This is a genomic window from Pseudomonas sp. HMSC063H08 (assembly GCF_001813645.1).
Taxonomy (GTDB): domain Bacteria; phylum Pseudomonadota; class Gammaproteobacteria; order Pseudomonadales; family Pseudomonadaceae; genus Pseudomonas; species Pseudomonas aeruginosa.
In genome coordinates, this window is sequence record NZ_KV813561.1 from 30,333 (window position 1) to 50,469 (window position 20,137).

19 protein-coding genes are annotated in these 20,137 nt (G+C 67.7%); 10 read left to right on the forward strand and 9 right to left on the reverse strand.

The genetic code is table 11. The features are described 5' to 3' along the window. Positions 1-26: 26 nt before the first annotated feature. Genes HMPREF2924_RS25220 through HMPREF2924_RS25230 form a run of 3 tightly spaced genes read right to left on the reverse strand, consistent with a single transcriptional unit; the run spans position 27 to position 2,787 of the window. The gene (locus HMPREF2924_RS25220; protein WP_003128877.1) at positions 27-815 is read right to left on the reverse strand and encodes an ABC transporter permease; all 789 of its coding nucleotides are present in this window, start codon (positions 813-815) and stop codon (positions 27-29) included. After that, positions 812-1,741: an ABC transporter permease gene (locus HMPREF2924_RS25225; protein ID WP_003112953.1), complete on the reverse strand. Its 930-nt coding sequence runs from the start codon at positions 1,739-1,741 to the stop codon at positions 812-814. The genes HMPREF2924_RS25220 and HMPREF2924_RS25225 overlap by 4 nt, the downstream gene beginning before the upstream one ends. Next, complete coding sequence (locus tag HMPREF2924_RS25230; RefSeq protein WP_003110578.1) at positions 1,738-2,787, reverse strand: ABC transporter ATP-binding protein; 1,050 nt, start codon at positions 2,785-2,787, stop codon at positions 1,738-1,740. The genes HMPREF2924_RS25225 and HMPREF2924_RS25230 overlap by 4 nt, the downstream gene beginning before the upstream one ends. A gap of 327 nt (positions 2,788-3,114) precedes the next feature. Here HMPREF2924_RS25230 and HMPREF2924_RS25235 point away from each other — a divergent pair, with 327 nt between their 5' ends. Next, on the forward strand, positions 3,115-4,080 hold the full coding sequence (locus HMPREF2924_RS25235) for an SdiA-regulated domain-containing protein (RefSeq protein ID WP_004364984.1): 966 nt from the start codon (positions 3,115-3,117) through the stop codon (positions 4,078-4,080). Positions 4,081-4,118: 38 nt separating this feature from the next. On the opposite strand, the gene HMPREF2924_RS25240 is transcribed toward HMPREF2924_RS25235, so the two are convergent. Beyond that, a complete protein-coding gene (locus HMPREF2924_RS25240; RefSeq protein WP_003128891.1) occupies positions 4,119-6,062 on the reverse strand; it encodes an autotransporter outer membrane beta-barrel domain-containing protein in 1,944 nt (647 codons plus the stop codon). 289 nt (positions 6,063-6,351) lie between these two features. Here HMPREF2924_RS25240 and HMPREF2924_RS36810 point away from each other — a divergent pair, with 289 nt between their 5' ends. Beyond that, positions 6,352-7,077: a CatB-related O-acetyltransferase gene (locus HMPREF2924_RS36810; protein WP_003084381.1), complete on the forward strand. Its 726-nt coding sequence runs from the start codon at positions 6,352-6,354 to the stop codon at positions 7,075-7,077. Positions 7,078-7,119: 42 nt separating this feature from the next. Here HMPREF2924_RS36810 and HMPREF2924_RS25250 read toward each other — a convergent pair whose 3' ends face one another. Both HMPREF2924_RS25250 and rpiA read right to left on the reverse strand, forming a co-directional pair. Further along, positions 7,120-7,452 carry a YegP family protein gene (locus HMPREF2924_RS25250; RefSeq protein ID WP_003110581.1) on the reverse strand — a complete coding sequence of 111 codons (333 nt, stop codon included), beginning with the start codon at positions 7,450-7,452 and terminating at the stop codon, positions 7,120-7,122. Positions 7,453-7,574: 122 nt separating this feature from the next. After that, positions 7,575-8,246, reverse strand: a complete 672-nt coding sequence (rpiA, locus tag HMPREF2924_RS25255; protein WP_003128892.1) for a ribose-5-phosphate isomerase RpiA — start codon at positions 8,244-8,246, stop codon at positions 7,575-7,577. 234 nt (positions 8,247-8,480) lie between these two features. Here rpiA and ilvA point away from each other — a divergent pair, with 234 nt between their 5' ends. The 4 genes from ilvA (at position 8,481) to HMPREF2924_RS25275 (ending at position 12,392) form a co-directional block, all read left to right on the forward strand. After that, entirely contained in the window at positions 8,481-10,019 is a 1,539-nt protein-coding gene (ilvA, locus tag HMPREF2924_RS25260) for a threonine ammonia-lyase, biosynthetic (protein WP_017001827.1), read from the forward strand. A 119-nt stretch (positions 10,020-10,138) separates the two neighbouring features. Continuing rightward, positions 10,139-10,606 carry a DUF2269 domain-containing protein gene (locus HMPREF2924_RS25265; protein ID WP_003112958.1) on the forward strand — a complete coding sequence of 156 codons (468 nt, stop codon included), beginning with the start codon at positions 10,139-10,141 and terminating at the stop codon, positions 10,604-10,606. A gap of 50 nt (positions 10,607-10,656) precedes the next feature. Beyond that, positions 10,657-11,928: an SDR family oxidoreductase gene (locus tag HMPREF2924_RS25270; RefSeq protein WP_003084391.1), complete on the forward strand. Its 1,272-nt coding sequence runs from the start codon at positions 10,657-10,659 to the stop codon at positions 11,926-11,928. Then, a complete protein-coding gene (locus HMPREF2924_RS25275) occupies positions 11,925-12,392 on the forward strand; it encodes a DUF2269 family protein (protein ID WP_003084393.1) in 468 nt (155 codons plus the stop codon). The genes HMPREF2924_RS25270 and HMPREF2924_RS25275 overlap by 4 nt, the downstream gene beginning before the upstream one ends. Here the strand turns inward: HMPREF2924_RS25275 and HMPREF2924_RS25280 are convergent. After that, complete coding sequence (locus tag HMPREF2924_RS25280) at positions 12,365-13,606, reverse strand: MFS transporter (protein WP_003128895.1); 1,242 nt, start codon at positions 13,604-13,606, stop codon at positions 12,365-12,367. The genes HMPREF2924_RS25275 and HMPREF2924_RS25280 overlap by 28 nt on opposite strands. Positions 13,607-13,655: 49 nt before the next feature. Beyond that, positions 13,656-14,309: a histidinol-phosphatase gene (locus HMPREF2924_RS25285; RefSeq protein ID WP_003084397.1), complete on the reverse strand. Its 654-nt coding sequence runs from the start codon at positions 14,307-14,309 to the stop codon at positions 13,656-13,658. 203 nt (positions 14,310-14,512) lie between these two features. Between HMPREF2924_RS25285 and HMPREF2924_RS25290 the strand changes: the two genes are divergently transcribed. The 3 genes from HMPREF2924_RS25290 (at position 14,513) to HMPREF2924_RS25300 (ending at position 18,450) form a co-directional block, all read left to right on the forward strand. Next, positions 14,513-14,992 (forward strand): RNA pyrophosphohydrolase, encoded by a 480-nt coding sequence (locus tag HMPREF2924_RS25290; RefSeq protein ID WP_003084400.1) that lies wholly within the window; start codon positions 14,513-14,515, stop codon positions 14,990-14,992. A 22-nt stretch (positions 14,993-15,014) separates the two neighbouring features. Beyond that, positions 15,015-17,294, forward strand: coding sequence for a phosphoenolpyruvate--protein phosphotransferase (ptsP, locus tag HMPREF2924_RS25295; protein WP_003084404.1), 2,280 nt, complete (start codon positions 15,015-15,017; stop codon positions 17,292-17,294). Between the two features lie 118 nt (positions 17,295-17,412). Next, positions 17,413-18,450: a sensor domain-containing diguanylate cyclase gene (locus HMPREF2924_RS25300; protein ID WP_003084406.1), complete on the forward strand. Its 1,038-nt coding sequence runs from the start codon at positions 17,413-17,415 to the stop codon at positions 18,448-18,450. 3 nt (positions 18,451-18,453) lie between these two features. Here the strand turns inward: HMPREF2924_RS25300 and HMPREF2924_RS25305 are convergent, their stop codons facing one another. Then, on the reverse strand, positions 18,454-19,209 hold the full coding sequence (locus tag HMPREF2924_RS25305) for an NRDE family protein (RefSeq protein ID WP_003084407.1): 756 nt from the start codon (positions 19,207-19,209) through the stop codon (positions 18,454-18,456). A gap of 121 nt (positions 19,210-19,330) precedes the next feature. Here HMPREF2924_RS25305 and HMPREF2924_RS25310 point away from each other — a divergent pair, with 121 nt between their 5' ends. Next, entirely contained in the window at positions 19,331-20,134 is an 804-nt protein-coding gene (locus HMPREF2924_RS25310; protein ID WP_003128899.1) for a sulfite exporter TauE/SafE family protein, read from the forward strand. Positions 20,135-20,137: the final 3 nt, after the last annotated feature.

Genomic DNA, 20,137 nt, shown 5'->3' on the forward strand with positions numbered 1-20,137 from the left:
TGTTTTTTCTTCGTGGAGGCAGATTCTCAGCGGCGGCGTTGGCCGAGGTAGTACGACAGGGCGACGAAGGCGATGGAAATCATGAGGATGATCGATGAAATCGCATTGATCTTCGGGGATATGCCCATGCGGATGGAGCTGAAGATGTACACCGGCAGGGTGGTTGCGCCGGCGCCGGCGACGAAATAGGTGATGACGAAATCGTCCATCGAGATGATGAACGCGAGCATCGCCCCGGACAGCACGCCGGGCATCAGCAGCGGCAGGGTGATTTTCCAGAAGGCCTTCCACGGCGAGGCGTAGAGGTCGGCGGCGGCCTCCGCCAGGCGCGGGTCCAGGCCCTCCAGGCGGGCGCGGATCGGCAGGTAGGCGAAGGGGATGCAGAACACGATGTGGGCGATGAGGATGGTGAACAACGACAGCTTCAGGCCGATGAAGGAGAAGAACATCAGGGTCGCCACCGCGGTGACGATCTCCGGCACCAGCAACGGCAGGCCGAGCACGCCGTTCATCAGGGTCTGTCCGCGGAAGGCGCGACCGCGCATGCCCAGCGCGGCGAGGGTGGCCAGGACGGTCGAGGCCAGGGTGGCGAGGGTGGCGACGATCAGCGAGTTCTTCGCCGCGCGGAGGATTTCCGGATCGTTGGCCACCACCGCGTACCATTTCAGGCTGAAGCTCTCCCAGAGCGTCGCCGACTGGCCGCTGTTGAAGCTGAGCACTACCAGCACCAGGATCGGGATGTAGAGGAAGGCGAAGAACAGCCAGGCGGCCTGGCGCACTCCGCTGAAGGTCCAGAGTGGATTGCGGCCGTTCATGGCTGGCCTCCGCCGGCGTTGGCCCGGAAGCGCAGGTTGTAGATCAGCATCGCTAGCAGGACGAAGGCCAGCAGGGCGAACGAAAGGGCGGCGCCGAACGGCCAGTTGTGCGCGGTACCGAATTGCAGCTGGATCAGGTTGCCGATCATCAGCGCCTTACCGCCGCCGAGCAATTCCGGAATGATGTAGCTGCCCAGGGCCGGGATGAATACCAGGATGCAGCCGGCGACTATCCCCGGCATCGCCAGCGGCACGATCACCCGCCGCAGCGCTTTCCAGCGGTTGGCGCCGAGGTCGAATGCCGCCTCCACCAGGCGCCAGTCCATCTTTTCCAGGCTGCTGTAGATCGGCAGCACCATGAACGGCAGGTAGGTATAAAGGAGGCCGATGATCACCGCGTTGTCGGTATAGAGCAGCCCCAGCCCGGTGTCGGTCAGGCCGATGCCTTGCAGGCCGGCGTCCACCAGCCCGCCGTTGCGCAGCAGCAGGATCCAGGCGTAGACCCGCACCAGCAGGTTGGTCCAGAACGGCACGGTGACCAGGAACAGCAGCAGGTTGCGCCGACGTTCCGGTTGCAACGCCAGGTACAGCGCGGTGGGGAAGCCGAGCGCCAGGCAGCCGAGGGTGGTCAGCAGCGACAGCCAGAACGAGCGCTGGAAGATGCCCAGGTAGTCGGCGTTGAACACCAGGCTGTCGTCCAGGTCGCGTTCCCAGAGGAAATTGAGGTAGGCCTCCAGGCTGTGCTGGCCCCATTTCACTCCGCCGTAGTCGCCGGATTGCTGGATCGACACGGCGAACATGATGCCCAGCGGGATCACCAGGAACAGCACCAGCATCAGCATCGCCGGGCTGCTCAGCAGCAGGCGCCGACGCAGCTGCCGGCGTTCGGCCGACTGTTGCGCGGTAGGTCGCCCGGCGGTGCTCATTCGGCGAGCACCCGGATGGCGGCGGCGGGAATCCGCACCCGCACCTTCGCCCCCGGACTGTGCGGGCAGCGTGCGCCGTCGCGGTTCTGCTGGCGCACGCGGAAGCCCGGCTGGCCGGCCACGTTCAGGTGGTAGACGGTATCGGTGCCGACATAGACGATGTTTTCCAGCACGCCTTCCAACTGGCCGTCGGCGGCCAGTTCGGTGCGCTCCGGGCGGATCGCCAGGGTCACCGCGCCGCTGCCCGGGGTCGTCGCGGCCAGCCGCTGGCCGTCCGCCAGGCGCACGCCGTCGGCGTCGGCCTGGCCCTCGAGGAAGTTGGTTTCGCCGATGAAGTCGGCGACCGCCCGGTTCAGCGGCGCCTCGTAGATGTCGCTGGGCGTGCCGACCTGCAACACCTTGCCCTTGCTCATCACCGCGATGCGGTCGGACATGGTCAGCGCTTCCTCCTGGTCGTGGGTGACGAAGATGAAGGTGATCCCGGTCTCGTGCTGCAGGCGCTTCAGCTCGATCTGCATTTCCTTGCGCAGCTTCAGGTCCAGCGCCGACAGCGACTCGTCGAGCAGCAGCACCTTGGGCCGGCTGGCCAGCGCGCGGGCCAGGGCGATGCGTTGCTGCTGGCCACCGGACAACTGGTCGGCGCGGCGCTTGCCGACCTCCGGCAGCTTCACCAGCTCGAGCATGCGGCTCACGGTGGCGTCGATCTCGCTGCGCGGGCGGCCCTGCATCTCCAGGCCGAAGCCGATGTTGTCGGCGACGCTCATGTGCGGGAACAGCGCATAACTCTGGAACACCGTGTTGACCGGGCGGCGGAACGGCGGCAGGCCTTCCATGCGTTCGCCATAGAGGCGGATGCTGCCGGAGCTGGGTTGTTCGAAACCGGCGATGAGGCGGAGGAGGGTGGTCTTGCCGCAGCCGGAAGGGCCGAGGAGGGTGAAGAATTCGTTGGCGTGGATATCCAGGGACACATCGTCAAGGGCCTTCAGGCCTTGGCCGGGGGTACCGAATTCCATGCAGATCCGCTCGATGGCTATCGCGCTGGTCATGCTGAATTCCATGCAGTCAAGCAGTTGTTATTGTTGAGGTTTTGCGGTTTCTGGGGCCCGCTTCACCTGCTGCGGTTCGATAATGACCGGGGCGCCGCGGGCGCAGAACGATAGATGCGGCCAATAAGGGATCGAACAGGCCAATCTGGTGGCGCTGGAAGAAGACTGCGGATGCTCTCTTGTCGTCTCTTTCGGACAGGAAACTCGGACCTGTCCGAGTCGCCCGGGCGGCTGGCTGACTTTAAGCTTGGCTTCAGCCTGGAGCCGTAGCTTGCGTAGGAAAGGTCGGGCGCAGCCCGTTTCCATACAGCGTACAGGCTCTATGCTATGACTATCCACGCCCAAACTCCCGAGCCGTTTTCAATGTCCCGAGCTTTTACGCCTCGCCGTCTGCTGCTGGCCGTCCTGCTGGTCGCGCTGACCGCGCTGGTCCTTCTCGGCCAGAGCTTCCGCGTCTTCGACCGGGCCTGGTTCGCTGTCCAGGAGTGGCGTCACGCCGATGCCTGGAAAGAGCGCTCGATATGGCTGCCGGACTACCGCGTGCGGATCGAGGCGCAGCCCATCGAGGGGTTGAACGACGACGTTTCCGCGCTGACCTTCGATCCCGACCGGCGCACCCTGTTCACCGTGACCAACCAGCCGGCGCAGATCATCGAGCTGTCCTTGCAGGGCAAGGTACTGCGGACCATCCCGCTGACCGGCTTCGGCGACGCCGAGGCCATCGAGTACATCAGCCGCGGTGTCTACGTGATCACCGACGAGCGCCAGCAACGCCTGGTCAAGGTGCGCCTGGAGGACGATACGCGCTTCATCGACGCTGCCGATGCCCAGCAGCTTTCGCTGGGTATCGGCCTCAACGGCAACAAGGGTTTCGAGGGGCTGGCCTACGACGCCGAGGGCAAGCGCCTGTTCGTCGCCAAGGAGCGCGACCCGGTGCGCATCTACGAGATCCACGGTTTCCCTCACACCCAGGCGGACAAACCGTTCGCCGTGCACGTGGTGGACGACCCCGGGCGCGACAAGCGCCTGTTCGTCCGCGACCTGTCCAGCCTACAGTTCGACGAGGGCACCGGGCACCTGCTGGCGTTGTCCGACGAGTCGCGTCTGGTAGTCGAGCTGGACACCGACGGCGAGCCGGTCAGCACCCTGTCGCTGCTGCGCGGCATGCACGGCCTGAAGCGCAGCGTGCCGCAGGCCGAGGGCGTGGCGATGGACGACCGTGGCGTGCTCTACCTGGTCAGCGAGCCGAACCTGTTCTACGTGTTCAGCAAGGACGAGCCGGCGCAGCCCTGACGCGGATGCGGGGACGGCAGGAGCGTCCCCTGGCCCGCTCAGAACTGCCAGTTCACCCCGAGCGAATAGCCCGCCTGGTTGCCTTCGCTGTGGGCGAAGCGGCTGTTGGCTTCGGCGAAGACCCCGAGCTGCTCGGTGATCGCCAGTTGCGCGCCAAGCTGGGCGCGGCCGAAATCCTTGTCCACGCCGCCCATGTCGGCGACCCGGACACGCCCGTCGCCGCGGCTGGTCAGGTCCATGTCCTCCAGGCGTCCGTCCGCCAGCTCGCGGACCCAGCGCAGGCTGGCGTAGGGTTGCAGGCGCATTCTCGCGCCCAGCGCCAGCTCGCCGCGCAGGCGCCAGCCGAGACTCGCCTCCAGCGAGTCGTAGTCCTGCTTCTCGTAGCCGAGTGCGGTACGCAGGGCCTCGTCCTCGCGGAAGTCGTCGATGCGGTAGCGCATGTAGTCGAGACCGGCCAGCGGCCCGCTCCGCAGTTCGCCGAAGCTGAAGTCATAGCCGCCTTCCAGCCGGGCGCCCCAGGGCCAGGCCGAGGTGTCGCCCGACAGACGCTGGTCGAGCAGCACCGGCCCGCCGGCGGCCTGGAGGTAGACCGAACGCTTGCTGTCGTAGCGGGTATGCCCGAGGTTCAGCTCGCCGGCCAGCCATTCCGGACCGCCGTCGTTGTACAGGCCGAACAGGCCGAGCTGCCAGGTGTCGCCCTCGATGCGCCCGCCATGGTCCAGCTTGTCGCGGCTGCGCTGGAAGGCCAGGCTGCCGCCGAGGGTCAGGGCCTCGCTGTAGCGGTAGTCGCCGAGCAGATGCACGCCGGCGCGCCTGGACTCCGGATCGCCAGGCATGTCGAAACCGCTGTCCGGCGAGACCTCGCCCTCCGCGCCCACCTCGCCGTCGAAGCTGCCTACCGGCCGGTTGCTGCCGAGCAGGGTCAGCCAGCGGCGGTCGTGCAGGCGGGTCAGTGCCTGGTGCTGGCGCTGCAACTGGTCTTCCATCTGCCGCGCCAGGGCGCCGCCGGAGGCGGTGGAGGCCAGCAGGTCGGCGTTGGTCAGCTCCAGCACCAGGCGCGTCAGCAGGCGGGAAAAGTCGCGCATGCGTTGCTCGATGCGCTCCTGGCCGAGGGCGTTGGTCAGTACTTCCTTGTTGTCCTCGGCCGGGTCGTGCCAGGTTGAGCCGCCGGGAATCGCCGGGTTGTCGGTCTGCTCGTAGCCGTCCAGGTCGCCCAGTTCCCAGTTGGTCGCCTCGATGAACAACACCGGGATGTCCATCCCGTTGAAGCTTTCGCCGTCGCTGCAGCAGCCGGTACCCGCCGGGTATTCGGCGTTCAGGCCGGGGTTGGTGAACAGCGGGATGTCCAGCTCGCGGGCGATGCGCAGGATCTGTTCGCGGTAGGCGCCGAGGGCCGGGTTGGACACGCTGTTGGAGCCGGCATGGGCGTACATCTTGTCGCCGGTGACCAGGCTGTCGAGGTTGATCATTCCCAGCAGGTTGGCGCGCTGGCTGGCGTCGAGGGACTCGACGTAGGCACGCGAACCGCGCAGGCCTTCCTCCTCGGCGCCGAAACCGACCACCTCGAGGCCGTTCTCCAGGGCGATGCCGCCGAGGTTGCGGGCGATCTCGGTGAGCACCGCCGCGCCCGAGGCGTTATCGTCCAGGCCCTGCAGGGTCGGGCGACCGTAGTAGGTGTCGTAGTGCGCGCCGAGTACCAGGAACTTCCCGCTGCTGCCGGGCGCCGAGGCGATGACGTTCTGCGAACTGCGGTTGCCGGCCCAGGTGAAGTCCTGGCGACTGGTCTGGTAGCCGAAGCCCAGGCGCGACTGCATCAGTTCGCTGGCACCGGCGAAGCTGGCGGTGCCGCGATAGCGGCCCGGGTAGTCGGTGATCAGGCGCTCCAGGGTCTCCCCGGCGTATTCCCCGTATTGGTAGGCGTTGGCACCCAACGACAGCGCAGCACATCCCAGGCCTACAGCGACAGCTAATGGTTTGAACACGGCACTTTCCTCTGTGTCGGTACGATGGTGCATCGAATGATGCTCGCGCCGCGGAAAGCAGGATGCGGACCGTTTCATGTCCCTGGAGCACGAATTGACGCCTGGGCGACCTGCGGTGTCGCCAGGTTGTAAGAAGCGTCGCTCCTGGCGATGGGCAGGAAGCTTCGTGCTGGACGTAGTGTTACCGGCGATGGCCGCTACTGGGGCGTGACTTCCCGTTTCGGGGCTTGGTAACCGCGAGCGGTCGATTTACAGTGCTCGCCCTGCCGATCTCCTGGATACCCGTCGCATGAACATTTTCCGCGAAGCCCTGCTCAACCGTCGCCTGAAGAAGGCCCTGGCACGTCACGGTTGCCGCATGGCCAGCGGGGTCGAGACGCTGCGCGACGGCACGCAGGTGACGCTGGAGCCGAACGTGAAGCTGGGCAAGGCGAAGATCCACTCGCCAGCACTGGAGGTCGGCGCCTATACCGACGTGGTCAGCGGCTGCGAGTTCTTGGAGGTGGCCAGCATCGGCCGCTTCTGCTCGATCGCCACCGGGGTGGTGATCGGCCAGCCGCGCCGCTCGCATCCAATGCACTGGCTGAGCACCCACGCCTTCACCGCCAATCCGAAGCTGTTGCGCAAGCCGTTGCAGCCCGAGCGCGAAGCGACCCCGGCGCGGATCGGCCACGATGTATGGATCGGGCGCGACGCGCTGATCCTCGATGGGGTGGAGATCGGCACCGGCGCGGTGATCGGCGCGCAATCGCTGGTCAATCGCGACGTGCCGCCCTACGCGGTGGTGGCGGGTTCGCCGGCGCGGGTGCTCCGCTATCGCTTCGCGCCGGAGCTGATCGAGCGACTGCTGGCGAGTCGCTGGTGGGAGTTGCCGCTGGACGTGCTCGGCGAATTGCCGCTGGACGATCCGCAGGCCTGCGTCGAGGCGCTGGAGCGTCGGCCGCCGCAGGCGCGCCAGGAGGCGCGGCGCTTGCGCATCCGGCACAAGCCGTTCGCCATCGAATGGCTGTCCTGAGGCCCGCAGCCGCCGCCGGCGTCGACGGCGGCCAGGGCTGGATCAGCTTTCGTCGCTGAGGCCGGCTTCCGGCGCTGCGCGCTTCACCGACTGCACGCCGGCTTCGGCGTTGGCCTGGCTGGCATAGAGCTGGCTCTGGCCGACGACCTGGCCATTGGTGGCCTTGAGCACGAAGTGGAACTTGCCGTTGTTGGCCGGCTTGACCTCGAAGGCACCGTCGCGCTGGGAGTTCTTGCGCACCGACTCGATGCCGCCGAGCGCCGAGTCCTTGGCCTTGTACAGTTCGCTGGTGAGAATGATCTCGCCGTTGGCGGCATGCAGGTTGAAGTGGAACTGGCCGTCTTTCGCTTTCTTCAGATGGAATTTGGCTGCCATGTCTAGCTCCTTGTTCACGGGGTGCGGCGGATCGCAACGGACCAGCCGTCTGCTGAGACACAGCGTAGCCGCTTTTGTTGCAGTGTCGCCCCGCACCGGTCATCGGCCTGGGGCGAGCGGGCTCAGGCTTTGAGGGTCTTGACGCCGTCGGCGGTGCCGAGCAGCAGCAGGTCGGCCGGGCGGGCGGCGAACAGGCCGTTGGTGACCACGCCGACGATGGCGTTGATCTTCTCTTCCAGTTCCACCGGGCTGTTGATGCGCAGGTTGTGCACGTCGAGGATGATATTGCCGTTGTCGGTCAGCACGCCTTCGCGGTAGACCGGATCGCCGCCGAGCTTCACCAGTTGGCGGGCGACGTGGCTGCGAGCCATCGGGATGACCTCCACCGGCAGCGGGAACTGGCCGAGGATGGGTACCAGCTTGCTGGCATCGGCGATGCAGATGAAGGTCTTGGCCACCGCGGCGACGATCTTCTCGCGGGTCAGCGCGGCACCGCCGCCCTTGATCAGCTCCAGGCGCTCGTTGCTTTCGTCGGCGCCGTCGACGTAGAACTCCAGCTCGCTGACCGTGTTCAGCTCGTAGACCGGGATGCCATGTTCCTTCAGGCGCTTGGCGGTGGCCTCCGAACTGGCCACTGCGCCGTCGAACTCGGCCTTGTGGCGGGCCAGGGCATCGATGAAGAAGTTGGCGGTGGAGCCTGTGCCGACGCCGACGATGCTCTTGCTGTCGAGGTGCGGAAGAATGTGGTCGACGGCGGCCTGTGCCACTGCCTGCTTGAGCTGATCCTGGTTCATCCCGGGTGCCTGTCTGGTTGCCTGGCCGGCCGTCCCGGCGGCGCAGGCGGAGGGTGCGCGCGGCCGGGGCGGCCCGGCGGGTTTCCGGCACGTCCTGTGCCGCTGCGATACGAAGGGACGAATTATAGCGGCCTGGCGTCCTCCGGTCTTGCCCCGGATGACCGGCAGTCGCGGTGTTTTCCTGCGGCACGCCGGTAGTCCGCCCGGCGGGCCTGGAGTAGACTCCGGGCTTCCGTGAAGTCCGCCGAACCGCCTCCGATGCTCGAACAATACGTCAAGAAGATCCTCACCTCGCGCGTCTATGACGTCGCGGTGGAAACGCCCCTGCAACCCGCCCGCCAGTTGTCCGAACGCCTCGGCAACCAGGTCCTGCTCAAGCGCGAGGACCTGCAGCCGGTGTTTTCCTTCAAGATCCGCGGCGCCTACAACAAGGTCGCGCAGCTCACCGAGGAGGAGAAGGCCCGCGGGGTGATCGCCGCCTCGGCCGGCAACCACGCCCAGGGCCTGGCCCTGGCGGCCAAGCGGCAGGGGATCAGGGCGGTCATCGTGATGCCCAAGACCACCCCCGAGATCAAGGTCCAGGCGGTGCGCGCCCACGGCGCCAAGGCGGTGCTGCACGGCGACGCCTTCCCCGAGGCGCTGGCCCACGCGCTGAAGCTGGTCGACGAGAAGGGCTACACCTTCGTCCATCCCTACGACGATCCGGACACCATCGCCGGCCAGGGCACCGTGGCCATGGAGATCCTCCGCCAGCAGCCCGGCCGCCTCGATGCGATCTTCGTCCCGGTGGGCGGTGGCGGATTGGTCGCCGGCATCGCCGCCTACGTCAAGTACCTGCGTCCGGAGATCAAGGTGATCGGCGTCGAGCCGGACGAGTCGAACTGCCTGCAGGCGGCCATGGCCGCCGGCGAGCGGGTGGTGCTGGGCCAGGTCGGGCTGTTCGCCGACGGCGTGGCGGTGGCACAGATCGGCCAGCACACCTTCGACATCTGCAAGGACCACGTCGACGAAGTGATCACCGTCAGCACCGACGAGATCTGTGCGGCGATCAAGGACATCTACGACGACACCCGCTCGATCACCGAGCCGGCCGGCGCGCTGGCGGTGGCCGGGATCAAGAAGTACGTTGAGCGCGAGCGCGCCGAGGGGCAGACCCTGGTGGCGATCGACTCCGGCGCCAACGTCAACTTCGATCGCCTGCGGCATGTCGCCGAACGCGCCGAACTGGGCGAGCGCCGCGAAGCGATCATCGCGGTGACCATTCCCGAGCGGCCGGGCAGCTTCAAGGCCTTCTGCGAGGCGGTCGGCAAGCGCCAGATCACCGAGTTCAACTATCGCTACCACAGCGGCAGCGAGGCGCACATCTTCGTCGGCGTGCAGACCCACCCGGAGAACGACCCGCGCGAGGCGCTGGTGGCCTATCTGCGCGAGAAGGGCTTCCCGGTCCTCGACCTGACCGACAACGAACTGGCCAAGCTGCACATCCGCCACATGGTTGGCGGCCATGCAGTGAAAGTCAGCGACGAGATGGTGTTCCGCTTCGAATTCCCCGAGCGGCCCGGCGCGCTGTTCAACTTCCTCACCAAGCTCGGCGGGCGCTGGAACATCTCGATGTTCCACTACCGCAACCATGGCGCGGCCGACGGCCGGGTGGTGGCCGGGTTGCAGGTGCCGGAAGACGAGCGCCACCTGATCCCGCAGACCCTGGAGGCGATCGGCTATCCGTACTGGGACGAGACCGCCAACCCGGCCTACCAGCTGTTCCTCGGCTGACCCGCGGCGGCTCGCCGACACGGGCTGCTAAGCTTCACGGGCAGGTGATCTCCTTCCTCGGGAACTGAGCCCGCCCCCGGCGCCTCAAACGGGCCGGGAACACGGACAAGGATGCGCTGATGGAACATTTTCTCCAGATCAAGATTCTCCACGGAGTCGCCACCGTGCTGCTCTTCGGCGGCCTGCTCGGCCTGGCGTTCTACGCCTGGCGCAGCTGGCGGACGGGCGACGCGGCGCGGGTCGCGCGCGGTTTCAAGCGGGTCCGCCTGATCGGCTGGCCGCTGCTGGGGCTCAGCCTGCTGGCCCTGCCGGTCAGCGGCTGGTGGCTGGTGCACCTGGCCGGCTGGCCGTTGGGCCAGAGCTGGCTGCTGTTCGGCGCCTGCCTCTATCTGCTCGGCTGCATCTTCTGGCTGGTCCTCGCCGGCCGCCTGGCGCGGGTCCAGCACCAGGCCGGCGCCGCCGAGACGGCGGGGGCCGCGCTGGGCGAGCAGACCCTGCGCGAGATCAAGGTGGGCCTGGTCATGGCCCTGCTCGGTGCGGCCAGCTTCATCGCGGTGGCGGTACTGATGGTCAGCAAGCCGCTCTGAAACGCCAACGAAATGGACTTCACCGGCCTTCGCCGGTTCTGTAGGAACGCATGCGTATTCTGCTGGTAGGCGCGGGAGGTTTCGTCGGGCGGCACCTGCTCCCGGCGCTGCTCGCCGCCGGACACGAACTGCTCCTCACCGCGCGCCGCCCGCCGGTCGATGCGCCTGCCGGCGTACGCTGGCTGGCGCTCGACCTGGAGCGGCTTGCGGAAAGGCCGGACAGCTTCGCCTGGCCCGCCGGGGTCGACCTGCTGATCAACGCCGCCGGCACCATGAGCCTCGACGAGGCGAGCATGGCTCGCGTCCAGGACAGCGGCGCGCGAGCACTCTTCGACCTCGCTGCGGCCCATGGGGCGAAGGTCCTGCAGATTTCCGCGCTGGGCGCCGGTGCGCACCCGGACGTGGCCTTCCTCGCCAGCAAGGCGGCGGCCGACCGCCACCTGCTGGAACTGGGCATCCCGGCGCTGGTGCTGCGCCCGTCCCTGCTGCTGGGGCCGGGCGGCGCCAGCAGCGCCTGGCTGGAACGCCTGTCGCCGCTACCGCTGATTCCCTTGCTGGACAATCGCGCGCGCCTGCAACCGCTGCATGTCGAGGACCTGGTCGGCGCGGTGCTGGCCTTGCTGCGCTGCTGGCCGGAGCGGGCGCAGGTGATTCCGCTGGTGGGCCCGCAGGCGCTGACCCAGGGCGAGCTGCTGGACGAGCTGCGCCGCGCCCAGGGTTGGCCGCGCGGCCGCTATGTGGTGCCGCCCGCGGCGCTTCTCGATGCGTTGGGCGGGCTTGGCCGGCGTGCTGGCTGGCGGACACTGAGTCCATCGATGCTGAAGCTGGTGCGCCACGACAACCTGGCCGACCCGGCACTCCTCGATGAGGCCTGCGGCTATCGTTGCGCGCCGCTGGCCAGTCGGCTGCTCGGCTGGCCGCAGGCGGCACGCAGCCTGGCGGCTCTGATGCGGCCGCTGATGCTGGCGGCCCTGGTGCTGATCTGGCTGGGTACCCTGGTCGCCTGCCTGGGGCCGGGTTACGGCTGGGGCCTGCGGATCCTCGGCGAGGCCGGCATCCACGGCTGGCCGGCGAGCCTGGCGGTGATCGCCGGGGCCCTGCTCGACGGCGCGCTCGGCGTCGGCCTGCTGCTCCGCCGCTGGCGTCGGCGCGCGCTGCTGGCGCAGTTCTGGCTGATGCTTGGCTACAGCCTGGCGATCAGCCTGATCCTGCCGCATTACTGGTACGACCCCTACATGGCGGTCGGCAAGAACATCGTGCTGATGGTGGCCACGCTCTGGCTGCTGGGCGACGAACCTCGAGCCAGGGAGGCCCGTGGATGAACCTTTACCTGCTGCTGAAGACCCTGCATATCCTTTCCTCGACCATTCTTTTCGGCACCGGCCTGGGGTCGGCCTACTACGCCCTGCGTGCCTGGCGCAGCGGGCAGTTGCCGGTGATCGCAGTGACCTTCCGCCACCTGGTCACCGCCGACTGGCTGTTCATCGCCACCACCGCGGTGTTCCAGCCGCTCAGCGGCCTGGCCATGGTGCATGTCGCCGGCTGGTCGCTGGCCCAGGGCTGGTTGCTGTGGAGCCTGGGCCTCTACGTGTTCGCCGGGCTCTGCTGGCTACCGGTGGTGTGGTTGCAGATCCGCGTACGCGACATGGCCGAGGCGGCCTTGCGCGAGGCGCGGCCCATCGAACCGCTGGCGTACCGCTACATGAACGCCTGGTTCATCCTCGGCTGGCCGGCCTTCATCGCCTTCATGGTCATCTTCTACCTGATGGTCAACAAGCCGGTCTGAGAGTCCGCTCGGCGCAACCAGAGCAACGCCAGGACCAGGAACGCCAGGGAGCCGCCCCAGTACAACCAGGCGAAGCCGCCGGGCCGCTCCAGCAGGAGGAAGGCCAGGGCCGGGCCCAGCGCGGCACCGAGGTCCTGGACGATGGAGTAGCGGGTCATGAAGCCGACCACGTCGCCGGCGCGGGCGACGTCGGTGGCGAGGGCGTCGGTCAGGGTGGTGAGGGCGGTGGCGACCAGCATCACCAGCAGGGCGATGGCCAGCCAGGCGAGAATGGGCAGCCTGCTGGAAAGCAGGCCGAAGCCCATTGCGCCGACCAGTAGCGCAGCCACGTAGAAGCGCCGACGCCCGCGCGGGCCATCCGACCAGGCGCCGAAGCGCCCGGCCAGCCAGGGCTCCCAGGACCAGCGCAGGGCCTGGATGATCCCGGAGAGGCCGGCGGCGCTGAGCGCCAGGCCGAGCAGGCTGACCTCGGTGCCGAAGCTGCGGGCGATCAGCGCGCTCAGGGTGGCGGCGAGCACGCCCTGGATCAGGAGCGCGGTGGCGAAGCCGCTGAGGATCACCAGGCCGCGCGGCGGCGGGCGCCTGGCGACGCTGGTGGATGCCGTTGCGGCGGAGGTCCGCGCATGTCCGGCGGGATTCTCCGGCAGGTCGAAACCCTTCGCCAGCAGCGGCAGGCCGAGCAGTGCCAGGATCGCGAAGGACAGCGCCAGCGCCGGCAGGCCGAGGACCGGCACCAGCAGCCCGCCGAGCAGCATGCCGACCAGGCTGCCCAGGCGGTAGAGGCCGTTGTACAGGCCCATGGCGCGGCCGCGCTGGTGGTCGGCGGCGCAGTAGACCACCGCCGAGAGCCCGCCGATGCGGAAGAACGACCAGCCGATCCCCCACAGTCCGCGCAGCAGCACCCAGGCCAGGAAACCGCTGGCCAGGCCGTAGCCGGCGGTGCTCAACACGCCGATGACGACCGCCAGGAGCAGGCCGGTCTTCAGTGCCAGGTGCTTGTACAGGCGGCCGATCAGCGGATTGAAGGGCAGGCGGATCAGGCGGTTGATCGACAGCAGCACGCCGACCTGCCAGAGCGCCTCCAGGCCGACCTCGTGCCAGTAGATCGGCAGGGCGATATAAAGCATCGAATCGCCGGCCAGGCATAGCGCGGTGACCAGGGCGACGATCACGACCGGCCGCAGCGAGCCGGGAGTGGGGGCGGTGTGGGGCATCCTGGGTCCGCCGTGGCGCCGCCCGTCGGACGGCGCACTTGTCAGTGGGTCAACGCAGGGAAATGATCGGCCAGCCGCGTTTTTCCGCCTCGGCGCGCAGGCGCGGATCGGGGTCGACGGCCACCGGCCGGCTGACCTTCTCCAGCAGCGGCAGGTCGTTCAGCGAGTCGCTATAGAAGCTGGCGCCTTCCAGGTTCAGGCCGTTCTCGTCGAGCCAGCGTTGCAGGCGAACCACCTTGCCGCCCTGGAAGCAGGGCACGTCGAAGGTCTGCCCGGTGTAGCGGCCGTCGCGCATCTCGCACTCGGTGGCAATCAGGGTCTCCACCCCGAGTCGTTCGGCGATCGGACCGGTGACGAAGCGGTTGGTGGCGGTGATGATCACCAGCCGGTCGCCGGCGGCGCGGTGCTCGGCGAGCAGCGCCTCGCCCTTGGCCAGCACGATCGGCTCGATCACTTCCTGCATGAATTGGCGGTGCCAGGTTTCCAGCTGGGCCATCTCGGTGCGACCGAGGATCGCCTGGGTGAAGGCCTGGTAGGCAAGGACGTCGAGCTTGCCGGCCACGTAGTCGGCATAGAAGGCGTCGTTGCGCGCCTGGTATTCGGCGGCGTCGACCAGGCCGCGCTGGCACAGCCATTCGCCCCAGCTATGGTCGCTGTCGCCGGCGAGCAGGGTGTTGTCGAGATCGAAAAGGGCCAGACGCACGGGGTGACTCCATCGGTTGGCGGGTGGCGGGAGGGCCGCGAGAGCCTTTTGCGAAGGCTCCCACCGGGCCTTGGGAAAACCCCTAGCCTACCGGCTTTTGCCGGCCCTGTATCCTCCCCGCACGAGTCGCAAAGCCGCGCGTTGCCGCTATCACAAGCTTTATGGAACAATGCGGGCACATGCGATTTCGAGGATGTCCCAGCGTGATCGATTCCGATGGTTTTCGCCCGAATGTCGGCATCATTCTCGCCAACGAGGCGGGGCAGGTGCTGTGGGCGCGGCGTATCAATCAGGAAGCCTGGCAGTTCCCGCAGGGAGGCATCAATGATCGCGAAACGCCGGAAGAGGCGCTGTATCGCGAATTGAACGAAGAAGTCGGGCTGGAGGCCGGGGACGTGCGCATCCTGGCCTGCACCCGCGGCTGGCTGCGCTACCGTTTGCCGCAGCGCCTGGTGCGGACCCACAGCCAGCCGCTGTGCATCGGCCAGAAGCAGAAATGGTTCCTGCTGCGGCTGATGTCCGACGAGGCGCGCGTGCGCATGGATATCACCAGCAAGCCCGAGTTCGACGGCTGGCGCTGGGTGAGTTACTGGTACCCCCTGGGACAGGTGGTGACCTTCAAGCGCGAGGTCTACCGCCGCGCCCTGAAGGAACTGGCCCCGCGCCTTCTGGCGCGGGACTGAACACGGAGACAAGGCCCCGAGCATGCTCAACACGCTGCGCAAGATCGTCCAGGAAGTGAACTCCGCCAAGGATCTGAAGGCGGCGCTGGGCATCATCGTGCAGCGGGTCAAGGAAGCCATGGGTACCCAGGTCTGCTCGGTGTACCTGCTCGACACCGAGACCCAGCGTTTCGTCCTGATGGCCACCGAAGGCCTCAACAAGCGTTCCATCGGCAAGGTCAGCATGGCCCCCAGCGAAGGCCTGGTCGGCCTGGTCGGCACCCGCGAGGAGCCGCTCAACCTGGAGAACGCCGCCGCCCACCCGCGCTACCGCTATTTCGCCGAGACCGGCGAGGAGCGCTACGCGTCGTTCCTCGGCGCGCCGATCATCCACCATCGGCGGGTGATGGGGGTGCTGGTGGTGCAGCAGAAGGAGCGCCGCCAGTTCGACGAAGGCGAGGAGGCCTTCCTCGTCACCATGAGCGCTCAGCTCGCCGGGGTCATCGCGCATGCCGAGGCGACCGGTTCGATCCGCGGCCTGGGCAAGCTCGGCAAGGGCATCCAGGAAGCCAAGTTCGTCGGCGTGCCCGGCGCCCCCGGGGTCGGGGTGGGCAAGGCGGTGGTGGTGTTGCCGCCGGCCGACCTGGAAGTGGTGCCGGACAAGCAGGTCGACGACATCGACGCCGAGATCGCCCTGTTCAAGCAGGCCCTGGAGGGCGTTCGCGCCGACATGCGCGCGCTGTCGAGCAAGCTCGCCAGCCAGTTGCGCAAGGAAGAACGCGCGCTGTTCGACGTCTACCTGATGATGCTCGACGATGCCTCCATCGGCAACGAGGTCAAGCGCATCATCCGTACCGGCCAGTGGGCCCAGGGCGCCCTGCGCCAGGTGGTGATGGAGCACGTGCAGCGCTTCGAGCTGATGGACGACGCCTATCTCCGCGAGCGCGCCTCCGACGTCAAGGACATCGGTCGCCGCCTGCTCGCCTACCTCCAGGAAGAACGCAAGCAGAACCTGACCTACCCGGAACAGACCATCATCGTCAGCGAGGAGCTGTCGCCGGCGATGCTCGGCGAGGTGCCGGAAGGGCGCCTGGTCGGCCTGGTCTCGGTGCTCGGCTCGGGCAACTCGCACGTGGCGATCCTCGCCCGTGCCATGGGCATCCCCACGGTGATGGGGGCGGTCGACCTGCCGTACTCCAAGGTCGACGGCATCGACCTGATCGTCGATGGCTACCACGGCGAGGTCTACACCAACCCCTCCGCCGAGCTGGTGCGCCAGTACAGCGACGTGGTCGCCGAGGAGCGCGAGCTGAGCAAGGGCCTGGCGGCCCTGCGCGAGCTGCCCTGCGAGACCCTCGACGGCCACCGCATGCCGCTCTGGGTCAACACCGGCCTGCTCGCCGATGTCGCCCGCGCCCAGGAGCGTGGCGCCGAGGGCGTGGGCCTGTACCGCACCGAAGTGCCGTTCATGATCAACGACCGCTTCCCCAGCGAGAAGGAACAGCTGGCGATCTACCGCGAGCAGCTCAGTGCCTTCCACCCGCTGCCGGTGACCATGCGCACCCTGGATATCGGCGGCGACAAGGCGCTGTCCTACTTCCCGATCAAGGAAGACAACCCGTTCCTCGGCTGGCGCGGCATCCGCGTCACCCTCGACCACCCGGAGATCTTCCTGGTCCAGACCCGCGCCATGCTCAAGGCCAGCGAAGGACTGGACAACCTGCGCATCCTGCTGCCGATGATCTCCGGCACCCACGAGCTGGAAGAGGCCCTGCACCTGATCCACCGCGCCTGGGGCGAGGTGCGCGACGAGGGCGTGGACATCGCCATGCCGCCCATCGGCATGATGGTCGAGATTCCCGCCGCCGTGTACCAGACCCGCGAGTTGGCCCGCCAGGTCGACTTCCTTTCGGTCGGTTCGAACGACCTGACCCAGTACCTGCTGGCGGTCGACCGCAACAATCCGCGGGTCGCCGACCTCTACGACTACCTGCATCCGGCCGTGCTGCATGCGTTGAAGAAGGTGGTCGACGATGCCCACCTGGAAGGCAAGCCGGTGAGCATCTGCGGCGAGATGGCCGGCGATCCCGCGGCTGCCGTGCTGCTGATGGCGATGGGCTTCGACAGCCTGTCGATGAACGCCACCAACCTGCCCAAGGTGAAGTGGCTGCTGCGCCAGATCACCCTGGACAAGGCCCGGGACCTGCTCGGCCAGTTGCTCACCTTCGACAACCCGCAGGTCATCCACAGCTCGCTGCACCTGGCGTTGCGCAACCTCGGCCTGGGTCGCGTGATCAACCCGGCGGCTACCGTCCAGCCCTGATTTCCCGCGCGCCGGACGCTTCGTCGTGCGGCGCTTACGCTTTCCCCGCAAGCGTATAGACTGCCTGCCATTCGGTAGAGGCCACTGGCCAGTCGAACGTGCGAGGGATTGCCGCAAAATGGACGAACGGGCGTCGAAGCCGCCAGGTCTTCTTCCGCTGTCACGCGAAGACCTTGAGAAAACCCTGCGATATGCCCTGGAGATCGTCAGCGACGGGATCTGGGACTGGAACATCGCGACCAACCAGGTCAGCCGCAGCGCCGGCTGGTACCTGATGCTCGGCTATCCGCCGCATAGCCTGCCGGAGAGCGTGGAGACCTGGAAGAACATCATCCATCCCGAGGACTATCCGCGGGTGATGGCCAGCTTCCAGGCCTACCTCGACGGCGAAAGCCCGGAATACTGCGAGGAATACCGCTGCCGCACCTACAGCGGGGATTACCTGTGGATCAGCGATCGCGGGCGTTTCGTCGAGTTCGACGAGCGCGGCGAGCCACGGCGGATGATCGGTGCGCACCACGAGATCCATCAGCGCAAGCTGGTCGAGCTGGAGTTGCAGCAGCGCAACGAGGAACTGTTCGACTGGAACCGGCGTCTCGAGGACCTGGTGGCCGAGCGCACCGAGGCGCTGCACCGGGTCAACCAGGCGCTGGCCTCGAAGATGGCCGAGGCCCAGCGCCTGAGCGAAATCGATCCGCTCACCGAGCTGTACAACCGGCGCAAGTTCGAGCAGTGCCTGCACCATGAATGGATGCGCCGGCAGCGCCATGGACGCGCGACGGCACTGGTGATGATCGATGTCGATCACTTCAAGCGGATCAACGACCTGTTCGGCCACTCCACCGGCGATCGCGTGCTGGTCGCCTTCGGCCGCCTGGTCGCCAGCGAGCTGCGCGAGGTCGACGTGCTGGCGCGCTGGGGCGGCGAGGAGTTCATCCTGCTGCTTCCGGAAACCGGCCTGGAGGCCGCGGCGGCCTTGGCCGAACGCCTGCGCCAGCGGGTTCGCTCGCAGTCCTTCGAGATGGGCGAGCGGTTGACCGCCAGCTTCGGCGTCGGCGTGCTGAACGATGGCGAGACCCTCGACCTGCTGCTGTGCCGGGTGGACGACGCCCTCTATCGGGCCAAGCAGCGTCGCGATTGCGTGGCCTGTTGCTGAAGGTCAGCCTGGCGGCAGCACCAGGCTGACCTCGCCGAGCCGGGCGCCGGACGGCCCGAAGCTGCGCTCGATCATCTCCCGCGTGCCGTCGGCGTGTACCCGTACGACGCTGCTGGCGCGAGTGCCGTAGCTCGGGCTGGCGATGAACACGCTGGAGAGCAGACGTTCCGTGGCCAGACCCACGCCGGTATCCGGCAACTGGCTGTCGGCGGCCGGCGCTGCGTCGGCCAGCAGCTCCAGCAGGGCCTGCGGATGCGGCTCGGCAAGCCGCTCGGCGAGGGCGGCGCGAGCCTTGAGCAGCTTCGGCCAGGGCGTATCGAGGGCCGCGTTGGACAGCCCGTAGACCCCCGCCGGCAGCAGGCGCGGTGGCCCTACGCGGGGGTTGTAGTGCCAGAGCTGATGGCGATCGCCAATGAGCAGGTTGAAGCCGGAATAGTCCGCAGCGCGCCCGGCGACCTGCGCCAGGTAGTCGGCCGGGTTGCCGCCGCCGCGCAGGAAGTCCGCCACCAGTTCGCCACGGGAGCGCTTGCCGAGAGCCTGCGACGGATCGCGGACGTTGGTCAGGGCGGCGAAACGGCCGGCCGGGCCGAGCCCCAGCCAGGTGCCGCCGGCCTCCAGGTCGCGTCCGGCGAATACCCCCTCGGCGTCCTCCCAGGCCGCCAGCGGCAGGCTCGGGCGGGCATAGAACTCGTCACGGTTGGCGGCGACCAGCAGCGGCAGGGCGTGCCCCGGTTGCCAGGCGAAGACGATCAGGCACATGCGCGATCCTTGGAATGGGCTGGCCGTCAGGCTAAAGGCATCCGCCATCGCCGTTCAAGCACGACGCCTGCCGCGCGGCGCGCAATTCCGTTACCATGCCGGCTTTCCAACGGGGGCGTGCATGGAGTTTCTCCTCTATATCGTGCTGGGCGCCTGTGCCGGCGTGCTGGCCGGACTGTTCGGCGTCGGTGGCGGCCTGATCATCGTCCCGGCGCTGGTCTTCAGCTTCACCGCGCACGGTTTCGGCGGCGACGTCCTGACCCAGATGGCGGTCGGCACCTCCCTGGCGACCATCGTCTTCACTTCGATCAATTCCATTCTCGAACACCATCGGCGCGGCGCGGTGCGCTGGCCGGTGTTCGCCTGGATGACCCTCGGCATCCTCATCGGCAGTGCCCTCGGCGCGCTGACCGCGGCGCAGATCAAGGGGCTGCTGTTGCAGAAGATAATCGGGGTGTTCGCCATCCTGGTCGCTTTGCAGATGGTTCTCGATCTCAAGCCAAAGGGTAGCCGCGAGGTGCCCGGCAAGGGCGGCCTGACCCTGGCCGGCGCGGTGATCGGCTGGGCCTCGGCGATCTTCGGCATCGGCGGCGGTTCGCTGACCGTGCCTTTCCTCAGTTGGCGCAGCGTGCCGATGCAGCAGGCGGTGGCGACTTCCTCGGCCTGCGGCCTACCTATCGCCATTTCCGGCGCCCTGTCGTTCATCGCGGTCGGCTGGCACAACCCGCAGTTGCCGGAGTGGAGCCTGGGCTACGTCTATCTGCCGGCGTTGGTCGGCATCGCTGCCACCAGTATGCTGTTCGCCCGCTTCGGCGCGCGCCTGGCGCATCGTTTGTCGCCGCGTGTACTCAAGCGACTGTTCGCCCTGCTGCTGTTCAGCGTGGGCATAAGTTTCCTGACCCCCGATCTCGCTTTTCTGTCGTAGGAG

What these genes read in the sequence shown, in the direction of transcription:
- HMPREF2924_RS25230 (WP_003110578.1), bottom strand. Translation starts at nt 2,787, where the DNA reads ATGACCAGCGCGATAGCCATCGAGCGGATCTGCATGGAATTCGGTACC.
- HMPREF2924_RS25270 (WP_003084391.1), top strand. Translation starts at nt 10,657, where the DNA reads ATGCGTATTCTGCTGGTAGGCGCGGGAGGTTTCGTCGGGCGGCACCTG.
- HMPREF2924_RS25275 (WP_003084393.1), top strand. Translation starts at nt 11,925, where the DNA reads ATGAACCTTTACCTGCTGCTGAAGACCCTGCATATCCTTTCCTCGACC.
- HMPREF2924_RS36810 (WP_003084381.1), top strand. Translation starts at nt 6,352, where the DNA reads ATGAACATTTTCCGCGAAGCCCTGCTCAACCGTCGCCTGAAGAAGGCC.
- HMPREF2924_RS25265 (WP_003112958.1), top strand. Translation starts at nt 10,139, where the DNA reads ATGGAACATTTTCTCCAGATCAAGATTCTCCACGGAGTCGCCACCGTG.
- rpiA (WP_003128892.1), bottom strand. Translation starts at nt 8,246, where the DNA reads ATGAACCAGGATCAGCTCAAGCAGGCAGTGGCACAGGCCGCCGTCGAC.
- HMPREF2924_RS25225 (WP_003112953.1), bottom strand. Translation starts at nt 1,741, where the DNA reads ATGAGCACCGCCGGGCGACCTACCGCGCAACAGTCGGCCGAACGCCGG.
- ptsP (WP_003084404.1), top strand. Translation starts at nt 15,015, where the DNA reads ATGCTCAACACGCTGCGCAAGATCGTCCAGGAAGTGAACTCCGCCAAG.
- HMPREF2924_RS25250 (WP_003110581.1), bottom strand. Translation starts at nt 7,452, where the DNA reads ATGGCAGCCAAATTCCATCTGAAGAAAGCGAAAGACGGCCAGTTCCAC.
- HMPREF2924_RS25280 (WP_003128895.1), bottom strand. Translation starts at nt 13,606, where the DNA reads ATGCCCCACACCGCCCCCACTCCCGGCTCGCTGCGGCCGGTCGTGATC.
- HMPREF2924_RS25305 (WP_003084407.1), bottom strand. Translation starts at nt 19,209, where the DNA reads ATGTGCCTGATCGTCTTCGCCTGGCAACCGGGGCACGCCCTGCCGCTG.
- HMPREF2924_RS25300 (WP_003084406.1), top strand. Translation starts at nt 17,413, where the DNA reads ATGGACGAACGGGCGTCGAAGCCGCCAGGTCTTCTTCCGCTGTCACGC.
- HMPREF2924_RS25310 (WP_003128899.1), top strand. Translation starts at nt 19,331, where the DNA reads ATGGAGTTTCTCCTCTATATCGTGCTGGGCGCCTGTGCCGGCGTGCTG.
- HMPREF2924_RS25220 (WP_003128877.1), bottom strand. Translation starts at nt 815, where the DNA reads ATGAACGGCCGCAATCCACTCTGGACCTTCAGCGGAGTGCGCCAGGCC.
- HMPREF2924_RS25235 (WP_004364984.1), top strand. Translation starts at nt 3,115, where the DNA reads ATGACTATCCACGCCCAAACTCCCGAGCCGTTTTCAATGTCCCGAGCT.